The 398-nt window shown below is 65.1% G+C and carries 1 pseudogene and 1 riboswitch; the pseudogene reads right to left on the bottom strand.

From position 1 onward, the window contains the following. Positions 1-118: riboswitch (M-box (ykoK) riboswitch) on the bottom strand. This riboswitch is flagged as partial in the annotation. 193 nt (positions 119-311) lie between these two features. Then, a pseudogene (locus LI92_RS22820) lies at positions 312-398 on the bottom strand (type VII secretion protein EsxI); the annotation flags it as partial.

Consider the following 398-nt stretch of genomic DNA (forward strand, 5'->3'; position numbering starts at 1 on the left):
GGAAGCCACTTGGGCTCAACCCTTAATCCGGGAGGAGCTGTCCTGACCCGGGGCGTCTTTCGACGTTCGGGGTCAGTGGCCTATATCCATGTAGACGCCTCACCTAACGAGGTGCTCGTCCCATCATAGTGCACCAGCGCCGTAATAGGGTCAATCGGCGCCCCCGGGTCGCTGCCGATCTGCTGTGAGCAGCTGCGCCGATGCCCGGAAAGTACCGGCGGCCCAGGCGAAATCGGGACCGCCCATAAAGAAGCGCGGCAGCACACCCGTGGATCGGGTGTGCTGCCGCGCGCTACGAAACTGCGGGGCGCTCAGGCCCAGCTGGAGCCGACCGACGCGTCGGTGTTGGCCATGTTGTTGCCGGCGGTCTGCACCTTCTGACCGTGGGAGTTGGCCTG

Source organism: Mycobacterium sp. UM_Kg1 (genome assembly GCF_000972925.1).
Lineage (GTDB): Bacteria > Actinomycetota > Actinomycetes > Mycobacteriales > Mycobacteriaceae > Mycobacterium > Mycobacterium hiberniae.